Source organism: Agrobacterium sp. CNPSo 2736 (genome assembly GCF_004005385.1).
Taxonomy (GTDB): domain Bacteria; phylum Pseudomonadota; class Alphaproteobacteria; order Rhizobiales; family Rhizobiaceae; genus Agrobacterium; species Agrobacterium leguminum.
The window spans coordinates 53,985-74,216 of the sequence record NZ_RZTX01000009.1; the positions used below are offsets into that span (position 1 = coordinate 53,985).

Genomic DNA, 20,232 nt, shown 5'->3' on the forward strand with positions numbered 1-20,232 from the left:
CCTCAAGGGGGGAGATCGACTCGTGGTTAGGTCTCGCCCACCTCCACGTTTGCGAATGGAGCGATGGTAGGGCCTCCTGCCGATCTCCCCCCTTGAGGGGGAGATGCCCGGCAGGGCAGAGGGGGGTAAAGCCCCGCCCACCTCAGTCCGCTGTTAATGAACAACCTTCCCAAAGAACCAATCTACCCAGCCACGCTGATCTCACGCGAAGCATCGATATCCCGCGACGGCGACAATCCGTAAAAGCGGCTATATTCGCGGCTGAACTGCGACGGGCTCTGATAACCGACGCGGTGGCCGGCAGTGCCCGCATCCAGCCGCTCCAGCAGCATCAGCCGCCGCGCCTCATGCAGCCGCAGCTGCTTCTGGTACTGAACCGGCGTCATGGCCGTGATCGTCTTGAAGTGGTGGTGGAAGGACGAGACGCTCATGCCGATATGATCGGCCAGATCCTCGATGCGCAGCTGGCGCGCGAAATTCTCCCGCAGCCAGGCAATGGCGCGGGCGATGCGGTTGCCATGGCTGCCGGCCGCGATGATGTTCATAAGCTGCCCGCCCGCCGGTCCCGTCAGAATGCGGTAGAGGATTTCCTGTTCGATCAGCGGCGCCATGGCCGCAATGTCCGCCGGACGGTCGAGCAGGCGCAACAGGCGGATGGCCGCATCGAGAAGTTCCGGCGTGGCCGTATTGACGACGATGCCGCGCTGGGCATTCGCCGGCTCGGCAGGCGGATCGATGGGCACACGCCGCATGAGATCGAGCAGCTTCTCACTGTCAATGGCAAGCGCAATGCAGAAATGCGGCACCTCCCTGCTCGCCTCCACCACCCGCCATGCAACCGGCAGATCGAGCGAGGTCAGGAGATAATCCCCCGCGCCATAATTGATGGTGTCCGTTCCCAATTGAACGCTTTTCGAGCCCTGGATCACCAGCGCGAGACAGGGGCGATAGCTGCCGTGGCAAGGCGCACTCGGCGTCGTACGCCTGCTGATGCCGAGGGAGTCGATTGCCGTCTGCACCTCGCCGTCCTGGGTAGCATGCCGCGCGGCAATGGAGGCGATCTCCTGATAGACATTGAACGGCAAGGACATAGGGGAAATCCCTTAACTGAAGGAAGAGGTGCGTCTGCTGCCTTTTATCTAGAAAGCCGCGCGGCCTGCGCAAAGAGTGCGCCACCATATTTTTGCAGGATCGTGCAAAAAGCTCGGAGGATCGCTCTAACGCTGTCTCGCGCTTCCATCGCATATTCCGTCGTCCCCAACCCCCTCGATAAGGATATTCAGATGGCTATTGCTAGAGGTTACGCTGCGACCGACGCGTCCAAGCCGCTTACCCCGTTCACCTTCGAACGCCGCGAGCCGAACGATGACGACGTCGTCATCGACATCAAATATGCCGGCATCTGCCACTCGGACATCCACACCGTCCGTAACGAATGGAAGAACGCCGTCTACCCGATCGTTCCCGGCCATGAAATCGCCGGCGTCGTGAAAGCCGTCGGTTCCAAGGTCACGAAGTTCAAGGTCGGCGACCACGTCGGCGTCGGTTGCTTCGTCGATTCCTGTGTTGGCTGCGCCACCCGCGATCTCGACAACGAGCATTACATGCCCGGCCTCGTCCAGACCTATAACGACGTCGATCCCTTCACGAAGACCGCGACCCATGGCGGTTATTCCGACTCGATCGTCGTCAAGGAAGGTTACGTCCTGTCGATCCCGGACAACCTGCCGCTCGACGCTTCCGCACCGCTTCTCTGCGCCGGCATTACACTTTATTCGCCGCTGCGCCGCTGGAATGCCGGTCCCGGCCAGAAGGTCGCGATCGTCGGTATGGGCGGCCTTGGCCATATGGGCGTCAAGCTCGGTGCGGCCATGGGTGCGGATATCACCGTGCTTTCCCAGACGCTGTCGAAGAAGGAAGACGGCCTGAAGCTCGGCGCGAAGGAATATTACGCCACCAGCGACGCCTCGACCTTCGAGAAGCTGGCCGGCACCTTCGACCTGATCATCTGCACGGCCGGCGTCGCCATCGACTGGAATGCCTATCTCGGCCTCCTGAAGCCCAAGGGCAGCATGGTCGTCGTCGGTGCGCCGGAACATCCGATCCCGGTTCACGCCTTCGCGCTGATCTTCGGTGCGAAGAACCTGTCCGGCTCGATGATCGGTTCGATCAAGGAAACCCAGGAAATGCTGGATTTCTGCGGCGAGCACAACATCGTCTCGGAGATCGAGACGATCAATATCCAGGACGTCAACGAAGCCTATGAGCGCGTGCTGAAGAGCGATGTGCGGTATCGCTTCGTCATCGACATGGCATCGCTCGACGCGTGAGCCTTGGATTGGGCAAACCCGCCCCATCCACACTCCGTCACCCCGGACTAGATCCGGGGTCCAGCCAGCCCAAGTCCTTGGGCTGAAAAACTCTTCTCGCCGCGCATACGCGCGGCGGCTGGATGGCGGATCAAGTCCGGCATGACGGAAGAGTAGTTTGGCGCAGCTGTCATAACATAAGGGCGGGAAGCCGATGCTTCCCGCCTTTTCCTTTGCCCGCCCGCCCTTCAGGCTTCGTCCTTCAGCGTCTCTTTCTGCGTAATTAGCCGCGCGCTGTGCTGGCCGCTCAGGTAAATCCACAGCCAGCTCCAAGCCACGGCAAGCCGTGACCGGGTTCCGATCAGGAAGTAGATGTGGGCAAGCCCCCATATCCACCACGCCAGCACGCCCTTGAGCTTGAACCGGCCGAAATCGATCACCGCCGCGCGTTTGCCGATGGTCGCCAGATTGCCCTGATGGCTGTAGCGGAACGGCGGTGGTGACGGCTGGCCGGCCAGCCGCGCCTTGATGACCTTCGCAACATAGGCGCCCTGCTGCTTTGCCGCAGGCGCAATGCCCGGTACCGGCTTGCCGTTTTCCTGATTGACGGCGGCCGTATCGCCGATGACGAAGATATTCGGATCGTCTTCCAGATGAAGATGCGGCCCGACAACGGCACGTCCCGCCCGGTCGGCGGCGGCGTTGAGCCATTTTGCGGCGGGCGATGCCTGCACGCCGGCGGCCCAGACCACGGTGCGGCAGGGGTAATAGGTCTCGCCCACCGTCACGCCCTCATCGCTGCAGGCTGTCACCGGCGTGCCGAGCAGAACCTCGACGCCAAGTTTTTCGAGCGCTTCCTTCGCATAGGCAGAAAGGTCTTCCGTGAAGACCGGTAGAACGCGAGGGCCAGCCTCGACGAGCAGCACCCGGGTCTTTCTGGTATCCACATTGCGGAATTCCGCCGGCAGCGCCTTGTGCGCCAGCTCCGCAATCATGCCTGCCATTTCCACGCCCGTCGGGCCTGCGCCGATGATGACGAAGGTCAGCAGCGCCTGCCGTTCCTCTTCGCTGGTGGCGAGTTCGGCCCGCTCGAAAGCCAGCAGCAGGCGGCGGCGGATTGTCGTCGCATCTTCAAGCGTCTTGAGACCGGGGGCGGAACGCTCCCACTCGTCGCGGCCGAAATAGGCGTGGCGCGCGCCGGTTGCCAGCACCAGCGTATCGAAGCCGATCACCTGACCCGAACTTAAATGCACGGTCCGCGCCGCACGGTCCACGCCGGTCACTTCTGCAAGCAGGGTCGTGACTTCCTTGCGGTCGCGATAGAGATGGCGGATCGGCCAGGCGATTTCGGATGTCGCCAGAGCCGTCGTCGCAACCTGATAAAGCAATGGCTGGAACAGGTGGTGATTGCGACGATCTACCAATGTGATGCGGACAGGGGCCCCCTCCAGCCCGTGTACCAGTTGCAAACCGCCGAAGCCTCCACCCACGACGACAACGTGATGTTCTTGCATATGTCTTCTGCCTTCAAAAGCTCGCGCACGGAGCATGCGCAGCCAAAGCATAGGCGAAAAAATTGACTTTGGTTATGAAATAGGCTGACCGCAGGCGTGACAAAAACGCCGGACTGTTTCAGCCATGCCATATTCAAGCGCATCCGCCGTCAGCGCGTGACCGATGGAAACCTCAGCCAGATAAGGGATACGTTTCATCAGCCTGGGCAGGTTTGCGACAGTAAGATCATGGCCGGCATTGACGGCAAGACCAAGCGCTCTTGCATGATCCGCCGTCTGCCCGAGCTTTTCGAGAAGCGCCTCACCCTTTTGCGGATCGTCAAAACAGCCGCCATAGGGGCCGGTGTAAAGTTCGATGCGCGCCGCACCCGTCTCGGCGGCCAGTTCCATCGGCTCGCGTTCGCCATCGCCATCGGCAAAAAGCGAGACGCGCATGCCGCCGGCCTTCAGGCGTCCCACCACGTCTTTCAGGAAAACGGCGTGCTTGCGGACATCCCAGCCATGGTCGGACGTCGCCTGCGACGGATCGTCAGGCACCAGCGTCACCTGCTCCGGCTGGGTCTTCTCGCAAAGCACGAGGAAATCCTCGCTCGGATAACCTTCGATATTAAATTCCGCGCCGGGAAAACTGTCGTCGATCAGGGCGCGCAGCACCGGCAGATCGGAAAAGCGGATATGGCGCTGATCTGGTCGCGGGTGTACAGTCAGCCCGCTTGCCCCCGCCGCCAGTGCAATATGCCCGAAATGCGCGACATCCGGCCATGGAAGATCGCGGCGGTTGCGTAACATGGCAATTGCGTTCAGATTGACAGAAAGTTTTGCGGGCATGGCATCGGGCTCCGGTTCGGAATTGACATCCTGTTTCACGCAGGTTGAGGCCAATCGCAAGGAGGCCGGCAAATTTTTTATTATTGCGGGAACGAAAACAGGCAATACACGTTACGGTTCTGATGTAGCGTTTGGCATGAGGTCTTGATCGGAAAACATGTCCGTCTTGGGGGAACAAGCAACGGGCACCTTTAAAAAAGGCAGGCACACTGTCGAAAAGCGCGAAGGGGGAGACAATGCAGGATGGCCGGATGCCGTTCGAAAGTCACGGCGACGAGGACAAACCCAATCTAAGGATCAGCAGCTTTCTACCGGATATAAGCCTGCCCTCCTCCCTGCCCGCGGAACCCGTGCCCATCGCCGACATGGCCAATATCTTCGGGGTGACCCACCGGACGCTGCATTTTTACGAAGAAAAGGCGCTGCTGACCTCGAAGCGCATCGGCCAGATGCGGGTCTACACCCACCGCAACGTCCAGCGCATGGCCGTCATCAACGTCTGCCGCGAAGTGGGCATTTCCGTCGCCGCCATTACCGAGATCATGGAAAAATTCGTCCGTTCGCTCTCGCAAAGCGAGGCGGACGATATATTCCACGCCGCGCTTCGGCAGCGGAAGCGGGAATTGACGGCCGAGCTTTCCACCCTTCAGCGCCAGGCCCAGCAGATCGAGGAACTGCTGGTCACTGACACCGATGCGGACGGCATGGATGGCGCGGAACGGGCGCCGGCAAAGGACATCGCCCTCACCGACACCGAACGCAAATGCCTGGAACTGATGGCGGAGGGTTATGCGCCGGTGCGGCTCGCCCGCGCCCTTGGTCTTTCGGGCAGCGACCTTAATGTTCTCGAGGCGAAGATCATCGGCAAGTTCAATGCCAGCAACCGCTTTCAGGCGGTCGCCAAGGCGGTTCTGCTCGGCGTCATCCGCGCATAGTCACGATCAACGAACGATGGTCAGTGTCTCCGCCGCGCGGGTAATGGCGGTGTAAAGCCACCTCTCGCGCGAGTCCCGGAAAGCATAGCTCTCGTCGAAAAGAACCACGTTGTTCCACTGTGAACCCTGCGCCTTGTGCACGGTCAGCGCATAGCCGAAATCGAATTCGTCATAACGCTTGCGCGTGGACCACGGAATTTCCGTCTCCACATCCTCGAAGGCCGCCTTCAGCAATTTGATCTTGGCCGCGCCGCGATCCATATCGTCGTCTTCGGGCCGGATCATCAGGTTGATGCCGGGCTTCACCGTCTCGCGCGATGAACTCATCACCTGCCAGAGCGAACCGTTGAGCAGCCCCTTGGCGGGATCGTTCCGGAGGCAGACCAGCTTGTCACCGGATTGCGGGTAATCGGCGGTAAAACCCTTCAGCTCGCGAAGCCGCTGATTGTAGCGGCGGCGGGTGCGATTGGTGCCGACGAGCACCTGATCGGCCTCAAGCACGAGCGACTGCGTCACTTCGGACTTGGAAATCACCTGCGCGGTCCCGTAATCGCCGCGCATGATCTCGCGGCCCTCCCGCACGTCCATGGCGAGATGGATGATGGGATTGTCCTTGGCCTGGCGATGGATTTCCGACAGCAGATAATCCGGCTCCTGCTCGGTGAAGAAACCGCCGCCCGAAACCGGCGGCAGCTGGCCGGGATCGCCGAGCACGAGGATCGGCGTGCCGAAGCTCATCAGGTCCCTGCCGAGCTGCTCGTCCACCATCGAACATTCATCGATGATAATGAGCGCCGCCTTGGCGAGCGGGCTCTGGCGGTTGATGGAGAACATCGGCGCGATCGAAGTCTTGCCGGTTTCCTCGTCTTCCACGGTTTCTTCGCCGCGCGGGCGATAGATCAGCGAATGGATGGTGCGGGCATTGGTGGCCCCGCGTGAGCGCAGCACCTGCGCCGCCTTGCCGGTGAAAGCCGCAAACAGCACCTCGCCATCGACATTTTCCGCGAAATGCTTGGCAAGCGTCGTCTTGCCCGTTCCGGCATAACCGAACAGCCGGAAAACCGGCGTCCGGCCTTCCTTCAGCCAGCGGGAAACAGCCTTCAGCGCTTCGTCCTGTTGCGGTGAAAATAACATGCGCCCTCATCGCAGGATTCGAGCCTGATGCGCAACAGAAAAAGAACGAAAGATGAATCATCTCGCCAATATGAAGGCTCAATTGACCGCCTGTCGCTCGACAAGCTGCGCCAGCTGCTCCGCAACCGTGTTCCATCCGTCGAAGAAGCCCATCTCCGCGTGCCTGTCGCGATCCTCAAGATTGTTGTGCATGGCATAGGCCACATATTCCATGCCGTCGGGGTGATCGCGAAACGTCATCACGGCGGTGAGGAACGGCTGGGCGGAGGGGCGAAAACCCGCCGTCAGCGCGTCGGTAAAAACCAGACGCTGCTCATGATCCACCGCCAGAAAACATCCTTTGACATGCGGACCGAAGGCCGTGCCGTCCTCGCTATAGCGCGTTTCGAAGGCGCCGCCGGGATGGAGCTCCATGCTGTCGACCCGGCATTGGCCGGGATGCGGCACCCACCATTGTTCGAGGCTGGCCTTGTCCGTCCAGGCATTCCAGACGAGCCGGCGCGGCGCCCTGATGATGCGTGAAATCTTCAGATCGAGATCGGGATTGAAAGTCTCGGTCATTGGTCATTCTCCCCTTTGCTGGACATCCTGTCCTGTTGCGCCATGACGAATTGTTCGAGCCGGTCCGTGCGGCCTTCCCAGATGGCGCGTTGTTGCGACAACCAGCCATCGAGCATGGAAAACCTCTGCTTCTCCAGGGAACAGAACCGGACACGCCCCTGCTTGCGCGTCACGATCAGCCCCGCCTCTTCCAGCTGGCGGATATGTTTCATGAAGGATGGCAGGGCCATGTCGAAGGGCTCGGCCAGCGTTCCGATGCTCGCCTCCCCGCCGCCCAGCCGCAGGATCACCGCCCTGCGGGTCGGATCGGCAAGAGACTGGAAGATATCGTCGAGCGCGGCTGAATAGTTTTCCATAAGGCTAACTATCACGTCGAAATAGTTAGCTCAATGGATAAGTTTAAAAATCGCGAAAATTCTTTGCCGCAGGGAATAATCCGTCGGGTTGCGGTGTCTCTTGATATGCTGGCGGCAGAGGCCGCCCGAACCAAGGAGGATATGTCCATGAAGATCCGCTTTATCGTTCCCGCCCTCGTTCTGGCTTTTGCCGGAACGGCCTACGCCGCCCCTATGGTCGAAACCGTCAAGACCGCCAAGGGCGATGTGCTGGCGGGCGAAAAAGGCATGACGCTCTACACTTTCAAGAACGACAAGAAGGGCGTATCCAATTGTTATGACAAATGCGCGGTGAACTGGCCGCCGTTTTTCGCAGCCGCCAGCGACAAGGCCGAGGGCGCCTATTCCCTCGTGAAGCGCAAGGATGGCAAGATGCAGTGGGCAAAGGATGGCATGCCGCTTTATTACTGGGTCAAGGATACCAAGAAGGGCGATGCCACCGGTGATGGTGTGAACGGTGTATGGGATGCCGCAAAACCCTGATGGCATGACGGACGAAAAGCGGGGGAACCATTCCCCCGCAGCCGGCAGTTTCGAAACCGAAATGCTGGCGCTGATGCCCATGCTGCGCCGTTACTCCCGCAGCCTTTCCCGTTCAGATGCCGATGGCGAGGACCTTTTGCAGGACTGCGTGGAAAAGGCGCTGGCCAATAAAAGGCAATGGCGCGGAACGGGTTTGAAATCATGGGCTTATACGATAATGACGAATCTTTATCGTAACCGCCACCGCGCCGAGAAACGCCACCCGTCCGAGAGCCTGGACGGCCATGAGAGCATCGCCATTGCCGACACCCTCGGCGATACGCTGGAGAATGACCGGCTGCACGGTGCTCTGGCACTTCTTTCACCGGACATGCGCGCCGTGCTGATGCTGGTGACGGTGGAAGGCTACAGCTATCAGGAGGCGGCAGAGACATTGTCGATCCCGCTCGGCACCGTCATGTCCAGACTGTCCCGCGCCCGCGAAACCCTTCGCCAGCATCTGGCGGCGGATAATATCATTCCCCTGCGGAGACCAAGATGAAACGGCTAGAGGCCATAACCGAAGACGATCTGCACGCCTATGTCGACGGACTTCTTTCCGACGATGACCGCGCGGCTGTCGAGGCCTGGCTGGCGGAAAGGCCGGAAGAGCAGGCCCGCGTGGAGGAATGGAGAAAACAGGCCGATATTCTGCGCAATGCCTTCGCCTCCTATGCCGCCGCGCATCCGCATGATGCATCGATGCTCAGCCCGCAAAAGAGGGACCGCGCATGGCGGGCAAAACCGGTTCTCCTGCAAACAGCGGCAGCCCTTTTGATCTTCGTGGCGGGTGCCGCGGCGGGCAGACTTCTACCGCCGTCTTTTTCCACGCCGCAGGACGTGACACTGGCGTCGCTGACGACGGATATTCCGGCGCAGGCGAAATCCGCCTATCTCATATATGCGAGCGAGGTGCGCCATCCCGTCGAAGTCGGCGCCGGAGAACAGCAGCATCTCGCCACATGGCTCGGCAAGCGGCTCGGTTACCCCTTCACCATCCCCGATCTCTCGAAGATCGGATACGACCTCGTCGGCGGGCGTGTTATCCCCGTCAGTGGCAAACCGGGCGCAATGTTGATGTATCAGGACAAGACCGGCCGTCGGGTGACGGTGCTGATCGGCCACAACGAGGAAAACCGCACCACCAGCTTCCGCATGGCCAGCGCCGACGGCATCGAGACCTTCTACTGGATCGACAATGAACTGGGTTACGCCGTGTCCGCCGAGCTGACGCGCGACGAGGTGCAGGCAATCGCCGAGGAATGCTACCGGCAGTTCCCGACGTGAAGACCGCTATTTCAGCATCGGCCAGAGGCTGATGACGAGAAGCACGGCCATGGTGATATTGAACCATTTGAGCCGGACGGGCACAGCCAGCCATTCCCGCAATGCCGAGCCGAAACCGGCCCAGGTGGAAACGCTGGGAAGATTGACCGCGGCGAAGGCCACACCGACGAGAAGGACGGTGAGGAAATATTGCCGCTCATCCGTATAGGTCGCCATCGCCGTCACCGCCATCACCCACGCCTTGGGATTGACCCACTGAAAGGCGGCCGCGGCAAGGAAACTCATCGGCTCCGATGCGGCCGAACCTTCGCTCAGGCTGCGGGAGGTGCCGATCTTCCACGCGATCCAGACGAGATAAAGCCCGCCTGCGAATTTCAGCCCGGTGTAAAGCACGGGCACCGAATGCAGCAACGCGCCGAGACCGAAGCCGACCCCAATCAGCAGCGACAGGAACCCCGCCCCGATGCCAAGCATATGCGGGATGGTGCGGCGGAATCCGAAATTCACGCCGGAGGCAAAAAGCATCATATTGTTCGGGCCGGGCGTGATGGATGTGGTGAAGGCAAACAGCACCAGCGCGACAAGAGTTTCGACAGTCATGATTTCTCCTTGAGCCGAAATCCTATCCGTCGGGCCAAAATCAGGCCACCCCGCCGGATCGATAGCCGAGGTCAATTTTTTTGATGGATCGATCCTCTCCATGCCGGCTTTGAGAAGTCGGAACAAAGTTCTATTGTCCGATGACCAACCGCTGGAGCGAACCCATGTATGACGATATTCCTTCCGTCACCCTGCCCTCCGGAAAAGAGGTTCCCGCCCTTGGCCTCGGCACCTGGAACATGGGGGAGACGAGATCATCCGCGCCGCAGGAGGTCGAAAGCATCCGCAAGGCGATCGATCTCGGCATGACGCTGATCGACACGGCGGAAATGTATGCGGACGGCAGATCGGAAGAGGTGGTCGGCGCGGCCATCGCCGGTCGTCGACAGGACGTGTTCCTGGTCAGCAAGGTCTACCCCTGGAACGCCAGCGACAAAGGCACGGCAGAGGCCTGCGAGCGCAGCCTTGCAAGGCTCGGCACCGACCATATCGACCTCTATCTGCTGCACTGGCGCGGCGAGCATTCGCTTGCGGAAACCGTGGCGGCTTTCGAAAGGCTGAAGAGCGACGGCAAGATCGGCGACTGGGGCGTCTCCAATTTCGACACCGACGACATGGAGGAGCTTTTCGCGGTTCCCGGCGGCAAGAACTGCGCCGCCAATCAGGTGCTTTACAATCTGTCCCGGCGTGGGCCGGAGTTTTCGCTGCTGCCCTGGTGCCAGGAGCGCGGCGTGCCGCTGATGGCCTATTCCCCCATCGAGCAGGGCCGCATCTTGAAGAACCACGAACTCATCCGCATCGCCAAGGCCTATCAGGCGACACCGGCGCAACTGGCGCTCGCCTTTCTTCTGGAGAGGGACGGCGTCATCGCCATTCCTAAATCCGCCAGCGTTTCCCGTGTCGAGGAAAATCGCGGCGCGACCGATCTTGAAATAACTGAGGAAGACTGGGCCGCTCTCGACGCCGTCTTCCCGCCGCCAACGCGCAAGACCTCGCTGGAAATGCTGTGAGGTAACAGAGGGTTACGAAACACTTCGGAATCAATCGCTCAAGCGGTTGAATCGGAATGTGAACGCCAGGCCGAAAAGCAGGCCCGTTGTTCGGGGATGCGTCATCAGTCCCAGACCAGACCAAACGGCGCGACAAGCCGCGCCGTCAGACCATGAAAACGCACCGCGCTTCATCACGGTATACGGTGTTCATATTCCTCTTTCAGCCCCAGCCAGGTATCCCAGAAGGGTCCCGGCTCCTCTTCCTGAAGCCGGGCAGCGAGAATATCGAGGTGCACGTGCCAGCCGGCGCTGACATTGAGCTTGGTCGTGCGATCCACAAGCCGGCGATGGATCAGCGTCAGAAGCACGTCCTTGCCCAAAGCCTGAAGCTCGATGGACACCTCCGCGCCCTCGCCCCAACTGAAGACAAGGCGGTGCGGCGGAACGACGGTGATGATGCGGGACGCCATCCTGTGCTCTTCGGAAAAGCCTTCCGGGCGACGGCCCGGCGGATCGGAAAGCTCATCGTTACGCCAGACGAGTTCGAACGGCGCATCGGGCGCAAGCCGCATTTCGCCGGAAGCGAGCCAGCGACGGCGAAGCTCGCTTTGTGTCAGATAGGCCCATACCCGCTCGATCGGCCCCGGCAGCAGCCGTTCGATCTTCAGGGTCGTCGGTTCGACAAGACGGCCATAGGCGTCGGGCATTGCAATATCAGCCATTGTCATTTCCTCCATCTGCAGGGATTTTTCCCTGATCATCCTCCCTGAGCATCTGCTCAAGAATATCGAGGCGGCTGCCCCAGAACTGTCGGTAGAAATCGAGCCATTCATGCGCCTCTGCCAAGGGTTCCGGCGCAAGGCGGCAGACATGGATACGCCCCCTCACCTCGCGGCGGATAAGCCCCGCATTTTCCAGCGCCTTGATATGTTTCGAGGCGGCGGCGAGCGATATGTCGAACGGCCGGGCCAACTGGCTCACCGTTCGCTCACCAAGGGAAAGATCGCGTAGCATCGTGCGCCGCGTGGCGTCGCCAAGGGCATGAAAGACGGTATCGAGATGTGAAGCGGATAATTCAACCATGTTGTTGAATATAGACCGTCGATGCGGAAAGTCAACCATATGGTTGAATATCTGCCGATCCGGGTGAAGTCATAAAAAAACCCGCGGCGAACCGCGGGCTTATATTCCAGCATATGCTCCGGATATGGAGGTTACATCCCCTGCGGGCCGCGATTCATCGCCGCGATACCGGTGCGGCAAATCTCGATCAGGCCGAGCGGCTTGATGATCGCCACGAACTGGTCGATCTTCGACGACTTGCCGGTGATCTCGAAGATGAAATGCTCCACCGTCGCATCCACCACCTTGGCCTGAAACGCATCGGCAAGGCGCAGCGTCTCAGCACGGTCCTCGCCGGAACCGGCGACCTTGATGAGCGCCACTTCGCGCTCGATAGGCCGCTCCTGCCCGAGTTCGCGGGCGCGAACGGTGAGATCGAGAACCCGGTGCACCGGCACGATGCGCTCAAGCTGCGCCTTGATCTGCTCCAGCACGATGGGTGTGCCGCGGGTAACGATGGTGATGCGCGACAGATGCGCCTCATGTTCCGTTTCCGAAACCGTCAGGCTTTCGATGTTGTAGCCGCGGCCGGAAAACAGGCCGATGACCCGGGCGAGGACGCCCGGCTCGTTGCTGACGAGAACCGACAGCGTGTGATTTTCGACGGCAGCCGTTTCCTTCTGGATGAAATAAGCCGAGCCGGTGGGTTGTAGGTGTGCGTTCATGTCCTTTTCCTCTCCCGGCTCAGACTAGCTGACGGCCCTTGGCGTCAATGGCGTTGGCAACCGCTTCATCCGTCGCCTCATCCGGCAACAGCATCTCGTTATGGGCTTTACCAGACGGGATCATCGGGAAGCAATTGGCAAGATTGGCGACGCGGCAATCGAAAATGACCGGCTTCTTGACCGCGATCATTTCTGCAATCTTGTCGTCCAGTTCCTTCGGGTCGTCGCAATACATGCCGACCGCGCCATAGGCCTCCGCCAGCTTGACGAAATCGGGCATCGCTTCCGTATAGGAGTTGGACAGGCGGTTGCCATGCAGCAGCTGCTGCCATTGGCGCACCATGCCCATATACTGGTTGTTGAGGATGAAGATTTTCACCGGCAGACCGTACTGGATGGCGCAGGACATTTCCTGAATGCACATCTGGATCGAGGCGTCACCGGCAATGTCGATGACCAGCGCGTCCGGATGCGCGACCTGAACGCCGATGGCCGCCGGCAGGCCGTAGCCCATGGTGCCAAGACCGCCCGAGGTCATCCAATGGTTCGGCTCCTCGAAACCGAAGAACTGCGCCGCCCACATCTGATGCTGGCCGACTTCAGTGGTGATATAGGTGTCGCGGCCCTTCGAAGCCTCATAAAGCCGCTGCAAGGCATATTGCGGCATGATGACATCGTTGGAATTCTTGTAGGCGAAGGAATTGCGGGCGCGCCAGCGCTCGATCTGCGCCCACCAGTCAGCCGTCTGCGCCTTCTCAACCTTCTTCGGCAGAGCGCGCCACAGGCGAACCATATCCTCCAGAACATGGCTGACATCGCCGATGATCGGCACGTCGACGCGAACCGTCTTGTTGATCGAGGACGGGTCGATATCGATATGGATCTTCTTGGAATTCGGCGAGAACGCATTGATGCGGCCGGTAATTCGGTCGTCGAAACGCGCACCGACGCAGACCAGAACGTCGCAATCATGCATCGTCATATTGGCTTCGTAGGAACCGTGCATGCCCAGCATGCCGAGCCAGTTCTTGCCGGAAGCCGGATAGGCGCCGAGACCCATCAGCGTCGAGGTGATCGGGAAGCCGGTCAGCTCGACCAGTTCGCGCAGCAGCCGGGTTGCCTCCGGGCCGGAATTGATGACGCCGCCGCCGGTATAGAAAACCGGCTTCTTCGCCTTCGACATCAGGTCGATGGCGGCATGAATGGCGTTGAGATCGCCCTGAACCTTCGGCTTGTAGCTCTCATGCTGGGTGGCGGCGGAAGGCGGCGTGTAGGTGCCGGTGGCGAACTGGATGTCCTTCGGAATATCGACGACGACAGGACCGGGACGACCCGTCTGCGCGATCCGGAAGGCTTCATGGATGATGCCCGCCAGTTCGTTGACGTCCTTGACCAGCCAATTGTGCTTGGTGCAGGGGCGCGTGATACCGACGGTATCGCATTCCTGGAACGCATCGGAACCGATGAGCGATGTCGGAACCTGGCCGGACAGGCAGACGAGCGGAATGGAATCCATCAGCGCATCCTGCAGCGGGGTGACCGCATTGGTGGCGCCGGGGCCGGACGTGACGAGCATGACGCCGACCTTGCCGGTGGAACGGGCATAACCTTCTGCGGCGTGGCCAGCGCCCTGCTCGTGGCGCACGAGAATATGCTGGATGTCTTCCTGCTGGAAAATCTCGTCATAGATCGGAAGCACGGCACCGCCAGGATAACCGAAGATGTGCTCGACGCCATTGTCCTTCAGCGCCTGCAGAACGATCTCCGCACCTGTCATGCGATTGCTGTTTTCCGTATTGTCCTTATCCGTCATTGCCTGTTTCCATCCCGCTTTGGCTTTGGATATCGAGGAGCCCGAGGGCCTGTTTGAAGACATAAAAAAAGGCCCCTAGAGGAGCCTCGTTCAGCGCATGGGTGCTTTCGCCGGATGGTTACACCATCCTGCCCATGCGCCGTCCCACCACGATAAGTACGTTAAGATTTTTCATGGGCCGGAGTGTTAGCCAGAAATGCGCCAGCCGTCAACGCATATTGCCGGAAAAAATCGCCGTCGCCTTCTTTTATTACCCGAAAGGCTGCTTCGGCGAAATTTTCGAACGCAGCCGATACACATGTTGTTAAGCATAATCTTTTAATATCGAGAACGCAGATACTGCCCGCACCACCGCGATCATCCGCATGTACCGGGAAAAAATGTGAGTAACGACACGTTTCATAATGCGTCCCGCATGGACGAAAACGAACGGCGATCCGGCCAGCAGCCGGCGAACCGCATGCTGGGCCGCGTCATCGCCTGTAACGGTGCGCATGCCACCATCGCCGCCGAAACCGAACCCGGCACCACCGATGCATCGCAGCTCTGGTCCGTCGGACGCCTTATCTCCATCGAAATGGGTACGAGCCGCGTCGCAGCGCTGGTCTTTTCCATGCGAACCGGCGAGGAATACTGGGCGGCGGACAGGCCGAACAGGCTGCTGATCGACGTTGAACTGGTGGGCGAAGTCTATCGCACCGAGGATGGCAGCGAGCGCTTTTCCACCGGCATTTCCCGTTATCCCTATCTCGGTGCGGTGGCGCATCGCATCCGCACCAGCGATCTTGCCAAGATTTACGACAGCGGCAAGCGCGACGCCTGCACGATCGGCAGGCTGACGCAGGACGATACGATCAACGCCACCATCAGCATTCCCCAGATGCTCGCCAAACATTTCGCCGTCGTCGGCTCGACGGGCGTGGGCAAGACCACCGCCGTCTCGCTGCTTCTGAACAAGGCGATCGAGACCGACCCGAAGCTGCGCGTCCTCATTCTCGATCCGCATAATGAATTCGCGGCCGCCTTTCCCGATCATTCGGTCGTCATCGACACCGATACGCTGGATCTTCCCTTCTGGCTGATGCGCCTTGAGGAATTTGCGGAAGTGATTTTCCGCGGCCGCAAACCGGTGCCGGAAGAAATGGATGTCCTTCGCGACCTCGTTCCGGAAGCGAAAAAAGCATTTCGCGGCACCGAGGGTTCCGCCGTGCGTCGCACCTCCGACAAAAGCGCGATCACGCCGGATACGCCGGTGCCCTATCGCATGGCCGATCTTCTCGCCCTCATCGACGAGCGTATCGGCCGGCTGGAAGGGCGTGGCGAAAAACCCGCGCTGCGTTCGCTGAAAGGCCGCATCCTCTCGGCCATCAACGACACGCGCTACAATTTCATGTTCTCCAGCAATACGATCAGCGACACCATTCTGGAGACGGTCGCGCATATTTTCCGCATTCCGGGGGAAGGCAAGCCGATTTCGGTGTTCCAGCTTTCCGGCATCCCCTCCGAAGTGGTGAATTCGGTGGTCTCCGTCCTCTGCCGCATGTCTTTCGAACTGGCGGTGCTGGCGCGCGGCTCGCTGCATATGCTTGTCGTCTGCGAAGAAGCGCACCGTTATGTACCCGCCGACCCCGAGCGCGGCTTTTTCCCCACCCGGCAATCCATTGCCCAGATCGCCAAGGAAGGCCGTAAATACGGCATTTCGCTCGGCGTCATCAGCCAGCGGCCAAGCGAATTGGACCAGACCATCCTGTCGCAATGCTCGACCGTTTTCGCCATGCGGCTGTCGAACGAGATCGACCAGAAGATCATTCTCTCCGCCGTACCGAACGCATCGACCTCGACCACCAGCTTTCTGTCTTCCATCGGCAATGGCGAGGCCATCGCCTTTGGCGAGGCCGTCAATGTACCGATGCGCATGCGTTTCGACCGCGTGGCCACAGCCAAATTGCCGAAAGCAAGCGGCACCATCAGCCATACGAACCATGAAACCCCTGACACGGTCGATCTGAACAACATCGTCACCCGCATGCGCGCCACGGCCAAGCCTGTTATCACCGGCTTCCAGCAAAGCGTCGAAGCAGCCTTTTCCGATCTGCCGGAGCCGGCAGCCGCACCACGGGAGACGGACGACATCGATCGCTGGAAGCGGGAACTGGGAACGGCCGCACCGGAGGGATACGAGCCCTACCGCCCGGACATGCTGCCCGGCCGCACGCTCTCCGCATCGCCAAATCCGGCGGCAACCGATGCCGCCTCCGGCGCGGTCAACGAATTGCGCAAGGCGAGTTTCCAGATGCAGGCGCAGAATGGCCCGCCGCCTGGCGATGCACGTCCTTCGCTCCGCGAAAGCCTGCTGAAGAAGCCGCTAGGCAGTCTCTACCGGAAAGACTGACGGGCGCTCTCACGGCTGGATACGTGTCCAGTCGTCGCCCATCTGGTTGCGGAACCAGGTCATCTGCCGTTTGGCATATTGACGTGTCGCGGCCGCCGATTTTTCGATGACCTCCGCCTCGCCGATGCGCCCGGCCAGCATATCGGCGATCTGGGCAACGCCGATCGCCTTCATTGCGGTGGCATCGGATGCGAGGTTGAGCGCGAGAAGCGCCTGCACCTCCTCCACCGCCCCGCTATCCATCATCATCTCGAAACGCCGGTTGATGCGGTCATGCAGCACGGGCCTTTGCGGCAGGACGACGAATTTTTGCGCCCGGTCGGGATCGACGATCATCGGGCCGCTGGCGCGCTGAAAATCCCGGATCGACTTTCCGGTCGCCTTGAGCACCTCCAGCGCCCGGACGATACGCTGGCCGTCTCCCGGCTGCAGCATATCCGCCATGGCTGGATCGTGCCGTGTGAGTTCGGCATGGAGCGCAGCCGCCCCCTCCCCGATCAGCTTGGCACGCAGCCCATCGCGGATGTCATCGGGAATGACGGGCATGTCGGAAAGCCCTCCCGTCAGCGCCTTGAAATAAAGCCCCGTACCGCCGACGATGACGGGCAAACGCCCCTGCCCGCGCAAATCCGCAAGCAGGGCGGAAATGTCCCGCAGCCATTCGCCGGTTGAATAGAGGCTGCTCGCCGGCACATGGCCGTAGAGAAGATGCGGCACGCCCTCCATCTCGTCGTCGGACGGCCGCGCGGTCAGCACCCGCAGCGTGTCGTAAACCTGCATGCTGTCGGCATTGATGACGACGCCGTCCCGCTCCCGCGCCAGACGAAGCGCAAGCGCGGACTTGCCGCTTGCCGTCGGGCCGGTTATCAGGATCGCATCAAAATTCTCATCAAGGTTTTTCATCATGGCTCTCGTTGCCACGCTTATCGCCAATCCGTCAAATCCTGTTCTGACACCGGCCCTCGGCGAGGCGGCCGCAAAGGCCGTCAACGCATCGGGCCTTTATTGGCTGGCCGATGGCATTGCCTGCGATATCGCCCTGCCTTCCGGCACCGCAGCCGAACAGGCTCGCAGTGCTATTGCAGCCACGCTTGTCGGAAAACCGATCGATATCGTCATCCAGGAACAGGATCAGCGCCGCAAGAAACTGCTGATCGCCGATATGGATTCGACCATGATCGGCCAGGAATGCATTGATGAGCTGGCCGCCGAAGTCGGGCTGAAGGAAAAAGTTTCCGCCATTACCGCCCGCGCCATGAATGGCGAGATCGCCTTCGAACCCGCACTGCGGGAACGTGTGGCGCTGCTGAAGGGCCTGCCTGTCTCGGTGATCGATGATGTCATCGAAAAGCGCATCACGCTTACCCCCGGCGGCAGGGAGCTGATCGCCACCATGAAGGCCAAGGGCTATTACACCGCCCTCGTTTCCGGCGGCTTCACCGTCTTCACCGGCCGCGTCGCCGCCATGCTGGGTTTTGACGAGAACCGCGCCAATCTGCTCGGCGAAGCCGATGGCGAGCTTGACGGCACCGTTGCCGAACCCATCCTCGGCAAACAGGCCAAGGTGGATGCGCTGAACGATATCGCCGCAAGGCTCGGCATCTCGCCGGAAGAGGCAATGGCGGTCGGCGATGGCGCCAACGATCTCGGCATGCTGCATCTGGCCGGCGCCGGCGTTGCCCTGCACGCCAAGCCGGCCGTGGCCGCCGAGGCGCAGATGCGCATCGACCATGGCGACCTGACGGCGCTTCTTTACATCCAGGGCTACCGCAAGACGGATTTTGTCACTCCATGATTATCCGAGAGACGCCACGACTCATTCTGCGCGAATGGAAGGAGAGCGACCGTGACCTGTTCCGCGAAATCAACGCCGACGAAAAGGTCATGGAGTTTTTCCCCTTCCGCCGCAGCCATGCGGAAGCGGACGCCGTGCTGGAAACCATCAACGGCATGATCCGCGGCAGCGGCTATGGTTTTTATGCGATGGAACTGCGCGAAACCGGCGAGGTCATGGGCTTCTGCGGCATCTCCCCCGTCATGAACCTCGATCCGCCCTTCCCGGTCGGCACCATGGAGATCGGCTGGCGGCTCGCCACCCGCTTCTGGGGCCACGGCTATGTCACGGAAGCGGCGCAGTCGCTGCTCGTCATGGCCTTCGACGAAAAGGAAACGCCGGAAATCGTCTCCTTCGCCGTCCACAACAACCACCGTTCGACGGCGGTGATGGAGCGCATCGGCCTGAAGCGCGATCCTTCCCGCGATTTCGACCATCCGCGCGTGCCGGAAGATACGCATCCGCATCTGCGGCCGCACGTCACCTATGCGCTGACGCTGGAGGAATGGCGGGCGCGATAAGAAACCTGCCCGCCAGTTCCGTCATTTCACCGCGGCATTGCCGCCATCGGCGAACAGAGCGGCACCGGCGACGAAGCTCGCCATGGGGCTCGCGAGGAAAAGCGCTGCCCGCGCAATTTCCGGCGGCTCAGCGATACGTTTCATCGCGTGCAGGCCGGCGGCCCATTCCTTTTGCGCGTCGTCTCCTGCGGCAGGTGTATCGACCCCGCCGGGCAGCAGCGCATTGGCGCGAATGCCTTTGACCGCATAGTCGGCGGTGATGCCTTTCACCAGCCCCATCAACCCCGCCTTGGCCGCGCCATAGGCCGCCATGCCCGGTATGCCGGCACTGGTGCCGACAAAGCTCGAGGTAAAGACGATGGAGCCTCCACCCCGCATCAACATCGGCGGTATTTGGTAACGCGCCCCCAGAAAGGCGGAGGTGAGATTGACGTTGAGCGCATGATCCCATTCCGCTGGCGAAATCTCCGCCAGCGGCTTCATGGCTCCCACCGCACCGGCATTGTTGACGGCGATATCGAGGCCACCGAAGACGCTTATGGCCTCATCCGCTAACCGGGAATGGGTTTCGGCAACACCGGCATCGCCAGCAACCGTGTGGACACGGCCGCCAGCCTCACGAATGTCTGCGGCAACCTCATGCAGGGCCTTTTCGCCGCGCGCGTTGATGATAACGGCCGCACCTTCGGCGGCAAACAGGATCGCCGTCGCCCGGCCGATGCCGGATGACGCGCCGGTGATGATGGCAACCTTGTTTTCGAGTAATTTCATATCCTTGGCCTCCGTTCGATGGAGGCCAAGAATTAGA

22 protein-coding genes are annotated in these 20,232 nt (G+C 60.7%); 9 read left to right on the top strand and 13 right to left on the bottom strand.

Features of this window, described 5'->3' with window-relative positions; translation table 11 throughout:
• Positions 1-182: 182 nt before the first annotated feature.
• Positions 183-1,091, bottom strand: coding sequence for an AraC family transcriptional regulator (locus EM858_RS15980; protein WP_127757228.1), 909 nt, complete (start codon positions 1,089-1,091; stop codon positions 183-185).
• Positions 1,092-1,283: 192 nt separating this feature from the next.
• Between EM858_RS15980 and EM858_RS15985 the strand changes: the two genes are divergently transcribed.
• A complete protein-coding gene (locus tag EM858_RS15985) occupies positions 1,284-2,330 on the top strand; it encodes an NAD(P)-dependent alcohol dehydrogenase (RefSeq protein ID WP_052817970.1) in 1,047 nt (348 codons plus the stop codon).
• Between the two features lie 227 nt (positions 2,331-2,557).
• Here the strand turns inward: EM858_RS15985 and EM858_RS15990 are convergent, their stop codons facing one another.
• Together EM858_RS15990 and EM858_RS15995 are read right to left on the bottom strand one after the other, a co-directional pair.
• Entirely contained in the window at positions 2,558-3,823 is a 1,266-nt protein-coding gene (locus tag EM858_RS15990) for an NAD(P)/FAD-dependent oxidoreductase (RefSeq protein ID WP_080816564.1), read from the bottom strand.
• A gap of 72 nt (positions 3,824-3,895) precedes the next feature.
• The gene (locus EM858_RS15995) at positions 3,896-4,651 is read right to left on the bottom strand and encodes a pyridoxine 5'-phosphate synthase (RefSeq protein WP_127757229.1); all 756 of its coding nucleotides are present in this window, start codon (positions 4,649-4,651) and stop codon (positions 3,896-3,898) included.
• 236 nt (positions 4,652-4,887) lie between these two features.
• Here EM858_RS15995 and EM858_RS16000 point away from each other — a divergent pair, with 236 nt between their 5' ends.
• On the top strand, positions 4,888-5,586 hold the full coding sequence (locus EM858_RS16000; RefSeq protein WP_080816562.1) for a MerR family transcriptional regulator: 699 nt from the start codon (positions 4,888-4,890) through the stop codon (positions 5,584-5,586).
• A gap of 6 nt (positions 5,587-5,592) precedes the next feature.
• Here EM858_RS16000 and EM858_RS16005 read toward each other — a convergent pair whose 3' ends face one another.
• From EM858_RS16005 to EM858_RS16015, 3 genes are all read right to left on the bottom strand, one after another.
• Positions 5,593-6,720: an ATP-dependent RecD-like DNA helicase gene (locus EM858_RS16005; protein WP_127757230.1), complete on the bottom strand. Its 1,128-nt coding sequence runs from the start codon at positions 6,718-6,720 to the stop codon at positions 5,593-5,595.
• 78 nt (positions 6,721-6,798) lie between these two features.
• Complete coding sequence (locus EM858_RS16010; protein ID WP_127757231.1) at positions 6,799-7,281, bottom strand: SRPBCC family protein; 483 nt, start codon at positions 7,279-7,281, stop codon at positions 6,799-6,801.
• Positions 7,278-7,637 (bottom strand): metalloregulator ArsR/SmtB family transcription factor, encoded by a 360-nt coding sequence (locus EM858_RS16015; RefSeq protein WP_162936619.1) that lies wholly within the window; start codon positions 7,635-7,637, stop codon positions 7,278-7,280. The genes EM858_RS16010 and EM858_RS16015 overlap by 4 nt, the downstream gene beginning before the upstream one ends.
• A 147-nt stretch (positions 7,638-7,784) precedes the next feature.
• On the opposite strand from EM858_RS16015, the gene EM858_RS16020 reads away from it, so the two are divergent.
• Genes EM858_RS16020 through EM858_RS16030 form a run of 3 tightly spaced genes read left to right on the top strand, consistent with a single transcriptional unit; the run spans position 7,785 to position 9,485 of the window.
• Complete coding sequence (locus tag EM858_RS16020) at positions 7,785-8,159, top strand: hypothetical protein (RefSeq protein ID WP_175422005.1); 375 nt, start codon at positions 7,785-7,787, stop codon at positions 8,157-8,159.
• A complete protein-coding gene (locus EM858_RS16025) occupies positions 8,143-8,700 on the top strand; it encodes an RNA polymerase sigma factor (RefSeq protein ID WP_164865451.1) in 558 nt (185 codons plus the stop codon). Before EM858_RS16020 ends, EM858_RS16025 begins: the two co-directional genes overlap by 17 nt.
• Complete coding sequence (locus EM858_RS16030; protein WP_127757232.1) at positions 8,697-9,485, top strand: anti-sigma factor; 789 nt, start codon at positions 8,697-8,699, stop codon at positions 9,483-9,485. The genes EM858_RS16025 and EM858_RS16030 overlap by 4 nt, the downstream gene beginning before the upstream one ends.
• 6 nt (positions 9,486-9,491) lie before the next feature.
• Here the strand turns inward: EM858_RS16030 and EM858_RS16035 are convergent, their stop codons facing one another.
• The gene (locus EM858_RS16035; RefSeq protein ID WP_080818672.1) at positions 9,492-10,085 is read right to left on the bottom strand and encodes a LysE family translocator; all 594 of its coding nucleotides are present in this window, start codon (positions 10,083-10,085) and stop codon (positions 9,492-9,494) included.
• Between the two features lie 164 nt (positions 10,086-10,249).
• On the opposite strand from EM858_RS16035, the gene EM858_RS16040 reads away from it, so the two are divergent.
• The gene (locus EM858_RS16040) at positions 10,250-11,095 is read left to right on the top strand and encodes an aldo/keto reductase (RefSeq protein WP_127757233.1); all 846 of its coding nucleotides are present in this window, start codon (positions 10,250-10,252) and stop codon (positions 11,093-11,095) included.
• A 173-nt stretch (positions 11,096-11,268) separates the two neighbouring features.
• Here EM858_RS16040 and EM858_RS16045 read toward each other — a convergent pair whose 3' ends face one another.
• The 4 genes from EM858_RS16045 to EM858_RS16060 form a co-directional block, all read right to left on the bottom strand.
• On the bottom strand, positions 11,269-11,799 hold the full coding sequence (locus EM858_RS16045) for an SRPBCC family protein (protein WP_127757234.1): 531 nt from the start codon (positions 11,797-11,799) through the stop codon (positions 11,269-11,271).
• Positions 11,792-12,160 carry a metalloregulator ArsR/SmtB family transcription factor gene (locus tag EM858_RS16050; protein ID WP_031233868.1) on the bottom strand — a complete coding sequence of 123 codons (369 nt, stop codon included), beginning with the start codon at positions 12,158-12,160 and terminating at the stop codon, positions 11,792-11,794. The genes EM858_RS16045 and EM858_RS16050 overlap by 8 nt, the downstream gene beginning before the upstream one ends.
• A gap of 131 nt (positions 12,161-12,291) precedes the next feature.
• The gene (gene ilvN / locus EM858_RS16055; protein ID WP_003522378.1) at positions 12,292-12,864 is read right to left on the bottom strand and encodes an acetolactate synthase small subunit; all 573 of its coding nucleotides are present in this window, start codon (positions 12,862-12,864) and stop codon (positions 12,292-12,294) included.
• Positions 12,865-12,883: 19 nt separating this feature from the next.
• Positions 12,884-14,677, bottom strand: a complete 1,794-nt coding sequence (locus EM858_RS16060; protein WP_127757235.1) for an acetolactate synthase 3 large subunit — start codon at positions 14,675-14,677, stop codon at positions 12,884-12,886.
• Between the two features lie 382 nt (positions 14,678-15,059).
• Here EM858_RS16060 and EM858_RS16065 point away from each other — a divergent pair, with 382 nt between their 5' ends.
• Positions 15,060-17,069: an ATP-binding protein gene (locus tag EM858_RS16065; protein ID WP_080816543.1), complete on the top strand. Its 2,010-nt coding sequence runs from the start codon at positions 15,060-15,062 to the stop codon at positions 17,067-17,069.
• Positions 17,070-17,078: 9 nt separating this feature from the next.
• On the opposite strand, the gene miaA is transcribed toward EM858_RS16065, so the two are convergent.
• On the bottom strand, positions 17,079-17,975 hold the full coding sequence (gene miaA, locus EM858_RS16070) for a tRNA (adenosine(37)-N6)-dimethylallyltransferase MiaA (protein WP_127757236.1): 897 nt from the start codon (positions 17,973-17,975) through the stop codon (positions 17,079-17,081).
• On the opposite strand from miaA, the gene serB reads away from it, so the two are divergent.
• Together serB and EM858_RS16080 are read left to right on the top strand one after the other, a co-directional pair.
• Positions 17,974-18,864, top strand: coding sequence for a phosphoserine phosphatase SerB (gene serB / locus EM858_RS16075; RefSeq protein WP_127757237.1), 891 nt, complete (start codon positions 17,974-17,976; stop codon positions 18,862-18,864). The genes miaA and serB overlap by 2 nt on opposite strands.
• Complete coding sequence (locus tag EM858_RS16080) at positions 18,861-19,424, top strand: GNAT family N-acetyltransferase (RefSeq protein WP_059756722.1); 564 nt, start codon at positions 18,861-18,863, stop codon at positions 19,422-19,424. Before serB ends, EM858_RS16080 begins: the two co-directional genes overlap by 4 nt.
• A gap of 21 nt (positions 19,425-19,445) precedes the next feature.
• Here EM858_RS16080 and EM858_RS16085 read toward each other — a convergent pair whose 3' ends face one another.
• The gene (locus tag EM858_RS16085; protein WP_127757238.1) at positions 19,446-20,195 is read right to left on the bottom strand and encodes an SDR family oxidoreductase; all 750 of its coding nucleotides are present in this window, start codon (positions 20,193-20,195) and stop codon (positions 19,446-19,448) included.
• Positions 20,196-20,232: the final 37 nt, after the last annotated feature.

What these genes read in the sequence shown, in the direction of transcription:
- EM858_RS15980 (WP_127757228.1), bottom strand. Translation starts at nt 1,091, where the DNA reads ATGTCCTTGCCGTTCAATGTCTATCAGGAGATCGCCTCCATTGCCGCG.
- EM858_RS15985 (WP_052817970.1), top strand. Translation starts at nt 1,284, where the DNA reads ATGGCTATTGCTAGAGGTTACGCTGCGACCGACGCGTCCAAGCCGCTT.
- EM858_RS15990 (WP_080816564.1), bottom strand. Translation starts at nt 3,823, where the DNA reads ATGCAAGAACATCACGTTGTCGTCGTGGGTGGAGGCTTCGGCGGTTTG.
- EM858_RS15995 (WP_127757229.1), bottom strand. Translation starts at nt 4,651, where the DNA reads ATGCCCGCAAAACTTTCTGTCAATCTGAACGCAATTGCCATGTTACGC.
- EM858_RS16000 (WP_080816562.1), top strand. Translation starts at nt 4,888, where the DNA reads ATGCAGGATGGCCGGATGCCGTTCGAAAGTCACGGCGACGAGGACAAA.
- EM858_RS16005 (WP_127757230.1), bottom strand. Translation starts at nt 6,720, where the DNA reads ATGTTATTTTCACCGCAACAGGACGAAGCGCTGAAGGCTGTTTCCCGC.
- EM858_RS16010 (WP_127757231.1), bottom strand. Translation starts at nt 7,281, where the DNA reads ATGACCGAGACTTTCAATCCCGATCTCGATCTGAAGATTTCACGCATC.
- EM858_RS16015 (WP_162936619.1), bottom strand. Translation starts at nt 7,637, where the DNA reads ATGGAAAACTATTCAGCCGCGCTCGACGATATCTTCCAGTCTCTTGCC.
- EM858_RS16020 (WP_175422005.1), top strand. Translation starts at nt 7,785, where the DNA reads ATGAAGATCCGCTTTATCGTTCCCGCCCTCGTTCTGGCTTTTGCCGGA.
- EM858_RS16025 (WP_164865451.1), top strand. Translation starts at nt 8,143, where the DNA reads ATGCCGCAAAACCCTGATGGCATGACGGACGAAAAGCGGGGGAACCAT.
- EM858_RS16030 (WP_127757232.1), top strand. Translation starts at nt 8,697, where the DNA reads ATGAAACGGCTAGAGGCCATAACCGAAGACGATCTGCACGCCTATGTC.
- EM858_RS16035 (WP_080818672.1), bottom strand. Translation starts at nt 10,085, where the DNA reads ATGACTGTCGAAACTCTTGTCGCGCTGGTGCTGTTTGCCTTCACCACA.
- EM858_RS16040 (WP_127757233.1), top strand. Translation starts at nt 10,250, where the DNA reads ATGTATGACGATATTCCTTCCGTCACCCTGCCCTCCGGAAAAGAGGTT.
- EM858_RS16045 (WP_127757234.1), bottom strand. Translation starts at nt 11,799, where the DNA reads ATGGCTGATATTGCAATGCCCGACGCCTATGGCCGTCTTGTCGAACCG.
- EM858_RS16050 (WP_031233868.1), bottom strand. Translation starts at nt 12,160, where the DNA reads ATGGTTGAATTATCCGCTTCACATCTCGATACCGTCTTTCATGCCCTT.
- ilvN (WP_003522378.1), bottom strand. Translation starts at nt 12,864, where the DNA reads ATGAACGCACACCTACAACCCACCGGCTCGGCTTATTTCATCCAGAAG.
- EM858_RS16060 (WP_127757235.1), bottom strand. Translation starts at nt 14,677, where the DNA reads ATGACGGATAAGGACAATACGGAAAACAGCAATCGCATGACAGGTGCG.
- serB (WP_127757237.1), top strand. Translation starts at nt 17,974, where the DNA reads ATGGCTCTCGTTGCCACGCTTATCGCCAATCCGTCAAATCCTGTTCTG.
- miaA (WP_127757236.1), bottom strand. Translation starts at nt 17,975, where the DNA reads ATGATGAAAAACCTTGATGAGAATTTTGATGCGATCCTGATAACCGGC.
- EM858_RS16080 (WP_059756722.1), top strand. Translation starts at nt 18,861, where the DNA reads ATGATTATCCGAGAGACGCCACGACTCATTCTGCGCGAATGGAAGGAG.
- EM858_RS16085 (WP_127757238.1), bottom strand. Translation starts at nt 20,195, where the DNA reads ATGAAATTACTCGAAAACAAGGTTGCCATCATCACCGGCGCGTCATCC.